The following is a 6,043-nucleotide window of genomic DNA, read 5'->3' as shown; positions in this document are numbered from 1 at the left end:
GACCAGAGCGGGACGTATCAATTGCCGTTCCGCTGCCACTATGTGAATGGGCAGTGGCGCAATCACGAATCCGGCGGTGCGCTGGAGGCCATGGTGGTCGGGTGGCGTCTGCCGCGGCAGCGGATGTAATTCAGGCTCCCATCAAGCGCCATCCGGCAGGCAATGCGGCCGCGATCGCTTGAGCATCGGAGCCCGCCGGTCTCATCGCGAGTAAGGCCGTCAAGCCGTCGACCGCCTCGCCGGTCACGGCCTGGCGCCAAGTCGAAATTAATGGTCGAAATTGATGGTCGGAATTGGTGGTCGCAATTCACGATCGCAATGGCCGAAATCGACGGCAGCAGCGGATCGGCGGCGCAAGGCCGGGGCATAAGCGGCCTCTCGTGCGCAAGAACGGGTCGAAAGAAAGAACGGGTCGAAAGAAAGAACACGTTGATCAGCATCAACGATGCATCGATCAAGGGCGCCAGCCCGCGACGCGGCGCCAGACTTTCGCTCGAGCGCGATCTGCGCACAAACGTGCCGCCTGTCCCAAAACGCGACGGAGGCTGGCCGCATCTTAAGCTTCAGAACGCCGCCGGAACGAATCGCGCCCGAATCAGTGGTTGGTCCGTGTACTCGCTTGTTCACGGCTAGATGTCGGCGCCCTGCTGACTCGACGCACCACATCCGGCACGACGGCGACCAGGAGCAGCCGGCGGCCGAGCACAAAGGTTAATTCTGCGGCGACGAGTCGCCGACTCACTTCCAGGGCGTCACCGGCGGCACTTTGTCGGTCGCCGGCGGCATGTCGACGGTCTTGAAATCCGCCGGGCTGACGATTTCGAGATACTCCATGTCCGGCGAGTAATCGAACAGGTAGTGCGTGATGCCCGGCCGCTGATGCACGACGTCGCCGGCCTGCACCAGGGTCGGCTTGTCCTCGTACATGAAGCGCGCCCAGCCCTTCATCATGATCACGATCTGGAAATCGCAATCGTGCCGATGCCAGCCGGTGCCGTCCTCGGGCGGCATGTCGGGATTGGCCTTGACCAGATGGCAGATCACCTGGCCACCGGTCGCGTCGGCGATGCCGAGGTCGCGATACAGGAAGAAGTCGCGCAGACCTCCGCCCTTGAACTCGGTATCGCCGGGTTTGACGTGGGAAAACTTGCTCACGACAGCGTGCTGATTCATGACGGCCTCCACCGTATTGTTCATGCGACAGCGAACCGTGGCGTCCAAATTTTCGGCACGACCGCAGCGCGTCGTTCGCAACCGGGCCAAGCCATGCGAGAATCGCGCCAGCCAGGTCGCGCCGCTGCGCGCGATGCGAGGCTCCGCCGAACCTCCTGCTCGGGCAGGCGGATTTTCAGGTTTGGAGGTTTATTGGCGGCGTCGACCAGGCCCCAATGCGGGCCAAACCTGGATCTCCTTGGCACGAAGTTATGCAAGCGGTGCCCGATACCTGAGCCCTTCGAACGGGCCCGCCGAGACGGCGCGGCCTAATATTCGACCTCGAGCTCCTCGATTTCCTCGGGCTCGGCCTTGGCCGCCTCGATCCATTCGACCATTTCGGGCATTGCCATGATCAGCTCGGCATAGCTCCTCATCCGCGGCTCGAGCTTCACGTCATAGGTCATAAAGCGGGTCACGACCGGCGCATACATCGCGTCCGCCATGCTTCGCTCGCCGAACAGGAACGGACCGCCGGACTTTTCCAGGCACTCCGCCCAGATGAGGCAGACCCGGTCGATATCGGCTTGCGCGCGCGTCCAGATCTTGAAGCCCGGAAAATGCCCCTTGAGATTGACCGGGAGCGAGGCGCGGAGCGTGGTAAAGCCGGAATGGATCTCCCCGCAGATCGAGCGGCAATGCGCCCGCTCGATACGGTCGCCCGGCAGCAGGCCGGCATGCGGCATCGTCTCGTTGAGGTATTCGGCGATCGCCAGAGTATCCCAGATCGTGGCGCCGTCGTGCCGCAGACACGGTACCAGGATGGTGGGCGACAACAGCAGAATTTCAGCCCGTGCGGAGACATCGTCCGGCGCGGTGACGATCTCCTCGAATTCCAGCCCGGAAAACCTGGTCAGCAGCCAGCCCCGCAGCGACCAGGACGAATAGTTCTTGCTGCTGATCGTCAGTGTCGCTTTCGCCATCTGGCTTAACCCCTAAAACGTCGTCTCAAAGCCATAGAACACCATGGCCGGACACCATGGCCAGCCCATTGGCCATGGCTTTCAGGATAGTATGCAGCAAGCGACATGCCAATCCGGAGGGCTATTTGACTTCGCCCTGGCTTCGATATTGCATGGCAAGACGGGCAAGGGCGGACGAATGATGTCAATGTTATATCAGGCCTATCAGAACCACATGGACCTCACCGAGCCATGGCGGACGGGGGCAGCTTCCGCGCTCAGATATCTCAACCTGGTCCCCCAGGGCGTCTCCGACAAGCTGTTCGGGAGACTGGCCGCGGCGCTGGAGCTGATCTCGCGCTCCTCCCTCACCTATGCGCGACCGCCCTACGGGATCGACCAGGTGCAGGTCGGCAACCGCGAGCTCGCGGTCAAGGAAGAGGTCACCTATGCGACGCCGTTCGGCTCGCTGTTGCATTTCAAGAAGGAAGACGCGCCCGAACAGCCGCGCATGCTGCTGGTGGCGCCGATGTCCGGTCATTTCGCCACCCTGCTGCGCGGCACCGTAAAGACGCTGCTGCAGGATCACGATGTCTACATCACCGACTGGCACAACCCGCGCGACATCCCACTCAGCGAGGGCCGGTTCGGGCTCGACGACTATACCGGGCACGTGATCGACTTTCTCGGCCAATTGGGTCCGCGGCCGCATCTGGTCGCGATCTGCCAGCCTTCGGTGTCGGCGCTGGCCGCGGCCGCCATCATGTGCGAGGACGATCACCCCTCGCGGCCAGCGACGCTGACCCTGATGGCGGGGCCGATCGACACCCGCATTCAGCCGACCAAGGTCAACGAATTCGCCAAGAGCAAGCCGATTGGCTGGTTCGAAAACAATCTGATCAACTACGTACCGGTGCAGTGCAAGGGCGCGTTCCGCAAGGTCTATCCTGGCTTCGTGCAGCTCACGGCTTTCGTGTCCATGAACCTCGAGCGCCATATCAAGCAGCACATGGACCTGCACAACCACCTGCTGAAGGGCGAGAAGGAAAAGGCCGAGGCCATCAAGACCTTCTACGACGAATATTTCGCGGTCATGGACCTGCCGGCGGAATTCTATATCGAGACCGTGCGCGACGTATTCCAGGAGCATCTCCTGCCGCAGGGCAAATTGACCTACCGCGGCCGCCCGGTGAACCCGGCCGCGGTCCGGCGCATGGGCCTGATGACGGTCGAGGGCGAACGCGACGACATCTGCTCGATCGGCCAGACGCTGGCGGCGCAGGAATTGTGCACCGGCGTGCGCGCCTATCGCCGGGTGCATCACATGCAGGCCGGCGTCGGCCATTACGGCGTGTTCAGCGGCAAGAAATGGAATAACGAAATCTATCCGCTGCTGCGCGATTTCGTCCACGTCAACGCCTGACGTCCGTCATTCCGGGACGCGCGGAACGCGAACCGGGAATCCCGCCGACGCGACTGCCAATCACCTCGAGATTCCCGATCGGTCCGCGTTCGCAGAACGTCCGGAATGACGGAATTGCCGGAGCAACCCTAGGCCAAGCCGTTTTTGCGCGATAGGGTGCCCCGCCAAACAAGCATGACCGACGAACGTGACCGACGAAAACATCGTCCCCGGGAGGAATCACCATGAGATTGCGATCCGCCAACATCCGCACCCTGCTTCTGGGATTAGCGGCAGCCCTGCTCCTGACCGGCTCCGCCAGCGCGGCCGAGGTGCGTGTGATGATCTCGGGCGGCTTGACCGCGGCCTTCAACGCGCTGGTCCCGGAGTTCGAGCGCACCACCGGCAACAAGGTTTTGGTCGCCTACGGCCCGTCGATGGGCACGACCGTCAACGCGATCCCGGTCCGGCTCGAGCGCGGCGAGCCCGCGGACGTCCTCATCATGGTCGGCTACGCGCTCGGCGATCTCGTCAAGAGCGGCAAGGTCGTCCCCGGCAGCCGCGTCGACCTGGTCAAGTCCAGCATCGGCGTTGCCGTCAAAGCGGGCGCGCCCAAGCCGGATATCAGCTCGGCGGACGCGGTGAAGCGCGCTTTGCTGGCAGCAAAAACCATTGCCTATTCCGACTCGGCGAGCGGCGTCTATGTCTCGACCGAGATGTTCAAGAAACTCGGCATCGAGGATGAGATGAATGGCAAGGCCAGGAAAATTCCTGCCACGCCGGTCGGTGAGATCGTGGCCAAGGGCGACGCCGAAATCGGCTTTCAGCAAATCAGCGAATTAAAGCCGGTGCAGGGCATCGACATCGTCGGGCCGCTGCCGGCGGACCTGCAGAAGATCACGGTGTTCTCTGCAGGCATCGCCACGGTGTCGAAGGAGCCCGAGGCCGGCAAGGCGCTGATCAAGTTCCTGACGACGTCACCGATCGCCAGCGCCGAATTCGTCAAGAGCGGCCTGGAGCCGATTCCGCCGGGCACGACGAATTAGTTACTGGGTCCGGATCGGCGTGTCCTTGAGCCCGTTATCGTCATAGGCCTTGCGCAGGGTCCCGTTCGAGGTGGCCTCCGTCATGAATTTCGTGACGAAGGCCAGCGACTGCGGATGACTCAGGGGCACCGCCACCGCGGTCATGGTCTTCTTGAAGGTTTCGTCCAGCACCCTGGTGCCGGGAATCTTCTCCGCCATGGCGTTGAGCTGGTCGCGCGACAGCGCGAAGGCGTCGATCTCGCCGGTCGTCAGCAGATTGAAGATCTCGTCATAGGTCTGATAGCCCGTGACCGTGGCGTGCTTCAGGTGCGCCTGCGCGCCGCGCATGGTGGTGGTGGCATTGACGGCCGCGACCTTGACGCCGGCCTGGTCGAGCGTCTGGAAGTTCGAAATCGGCGACCCCGCCCTGATGATGTAGGTCGCATCCGCCACCTCATAGACCGGACCAAACGACATCCTGGTCTCGCGCTCGGCATCCTTTGGCAGGAAGGCGACATCCCAGACGGCCTTGCCGGCCGCATCCGTGATCTGGCCGGAATTCTGATAGACGACATAGTCGACGGCAACGCCAAGCTGCGCGGCCATCTCCTTGCCGAGCGAAACCGGCACGCCGGCATAACCGCCGGACTCCGTCTTGGTGGACCAGAAAGCGCCACCTGCCGGGCTGATCGCGATCGCCACCCGCAGCTTTCCCGTCGGCGCGATCTCATCCTTCAGGCCGTCTGCGCCCGCGGGCATTGCCATCATCATCATTGCTCCCAGAATGAGACCGGCGCTGGGCAGCAAATATCCTCTGAACATCCGTTGTCCTCTCCCGGCTCCCTCCCTCGGTCCTTTTGTCGCCGAGATCGCGCGCAATTTGCGCGATCGGGCTCGTGATTGAAAGCCGGATGCGTGATCGACACGGCAAATTGTGCTCCCATGATCATCGCATGTCGCGCCGCAACGGGGATGCCTGCGGGTCAGCGGCTAGCGGGTTCCACAGACTATTGAAAGCGACCGGCGGGCCTGCTCGCGGGCCGCGGGAGTTGGAAGCTCGAACTGGGCGCGGCAACAATGACTATAGCAAGAATATAATCTCTACCCGTCCGAGACACCGTCGGCCTACCGGCGCAGGGAGCTCCGGCCGGTCGCTGAACCTGATGGAGCGGGTCGCGGCCAAGGCCCTGTCGCAGAGGCCGGCTGTGGACGGCGCTGTCCTATCAGGAGAAGGCGGCCACGAGCCAGATCTGCTACGAATTCAGTGTGGCCATACCGCCACAGTCACTTTGCCGGCGCCGGCACCCTGATCTCGCGCGGCAGGATGATCGCGGCGGCGATCGCCAGCAGGCAGAGTCCGGCGAAGGCATGCAGCATCGTGACGAAGCCGCCCTGCCGATAGAGCCAGGCCACCAGCCCCACGGAGGCGCCAGCCGCGGTGAAACCCACGAAATAGCGCACCGCATAGGCGCGCGAGCGCCATTCCTCGGAGGTGTATTTGC

The 6,043-nt window shown here is 63.0% G+C and carries 6 protein-coding genes and 1 pseudogene; 3 read left to right on the top strand and 4 right to left on the bottom strand.

Annotation, left to right across the window (positions count from 1 at the left end; genetic code table 11):
* Nucleotides 1-270: 270 nt before the first annotated feature.
* Nucleotides 271-633 carry a hypothetical protein gene (locus WCB02_RS01205; protein ID WP_423955448.1) on the top strand — a complete coding sequence of 121 codons (363 nt, stop codon included), beginning with the start codon at nt 271-273 and terminating at the stop codon, nt 631-633.
* 105 nt (nt 634-738) lie between these two features.
* On the opposite strand, the gene WCB02_RS01200 is transcribed toward WCB02_RS01205, so the two are convergent.
* On the bottom strand, nt 739-1,173 hold the full coding sequence (locus tag WCB02_RS01200; protein WP_423955446.1) for a cupin domain-containing protein: 435 nt from the start codon (nt 1,171-1,173) through the stop codon (nt 739-741).
* A 308-nt stretch (nt 1,174-1,481) separates the two neighbouring features.
* Nucleotides 1,482-2,135 (bottom strand): glutathione S-transferase family protein, encoded by a 654-nt coding sequence (locus WCB02_RS01195; RefSeq protein WP_423955444.1) that lies wholly within the window; start codon nt 2,133-2,135, stop codon nt 1,482-1,484.
* 178 nt (nt 2,136-2,313) lie between these two features.
* On the opposite strand from WCB02_RS01195, the gene WCB02_RS01190 reads away from it, so the two are divergent.
* Nucleotides 2,314-3,537 (top strand): polyhydroxyalkanoate depolymerase, encoded by a 1,224-nt coding sequence (locus WCB02_RS01190; RefSeq protein WP_423955442.1) that lies wholly within the window; start codon nt 2,314-2,316, stop codon nt 3,535-3,537.
* Between the two features lie 224 nt (nt 3,538-3,761).
* The gene (locus WCB02_RS01185) at nt 3,762-4,562 is read left to right on the top strand and encodes an extracellular solute-binding protein (RefSeq protein WP_423955440.1); all 801 of its coding nucleotides are present in this window, start codon (nt 3,762-3,764) and stop codon (nt 4,560-4,562) included.
* On the opposite strand, the gene WCB02_RS01180 is transcribed toward WCB02_RS01185, so the two are convergent.
* Together WCB02_RS01180 and WCB02_RS01175 are read right to left on the bottom strand one after the other, a co-directional pair.
* Entirely contained in the window at nt 4,563-5,363 is an 801-nt protein-coding gene (locus tag WCB02_RS01180) for a transporter substrate-binding domain-containing protein (RefSeq protein WP_423955437.1), read from the bottom strand. It abuts the gene before it with no gap.
* Between the two features lie 462 nt (nt 5,364-5,825).
* Nucleotides 5,826-6,043, bottom strand: a pseudogene (locus WCB02_RS01175) (MFS transporter); the annotation flags it as partial.

This window comes from Bradyrhizobium sp. (genome assembly GCF_049581145.1).
Lineage (GTDB): Bacteria > Pseudomonadota > Alphaproteobacteria > Rhizobiales > Xanthobacteraceae > Bradyrhizobium.
Note: the sequence above shows the minus strand (reverse complement) of the source record. Positions and strands in the feature narration are given on the sequence as shown.

Excerpts from the sequence above, each read along its gene's own strand:
- WCB02_RS01205 (WP_423955448.1), top strand. The coding sequence starts at position 271 with ATGGTCGAAATTGATGGTCGGAATTGGTGGTCGCAATTCACGATCGCA.
- WCB02_RS01200 (WP_423955446.1), bottom strand. The coding sequence starts at position 1,173 with ATGAATCAGCACGCTGTCGTGAGCAAGTTTTCCCACGTCAAACCCGGC.
- WCB02_RS01195 (WP_423955444.1), bottom strand. The coding sequence starts at position 2,135 with ATGGCGAAAGCGACACTGACGATCAGCAGCAAGAACTATTCGTCCTGG.
- WCB02_RS01190 (WP_423955442.1), top strand. The coding sequence starts at position 2,314 with ATGATGTCAATGTTATATCAGGCCTATCAGAACCACATGGACCTCACC.
- WCB02_RS01185 (WP_423955440.1), top strand. The coding sequence starts at position 3,762 with ATGAGATTGCGATCCGCCAACATCCGCACCCTGCTTCTGGGATTAGCG.
- WCB02_RS01180 (WP_423955437.1), bottom strand. The coding sequence starts at position 5,363 with ATGTTCAGAGGATATTTGCTGCCCAGCGCCGGTCTCATTCTGGGAGCA.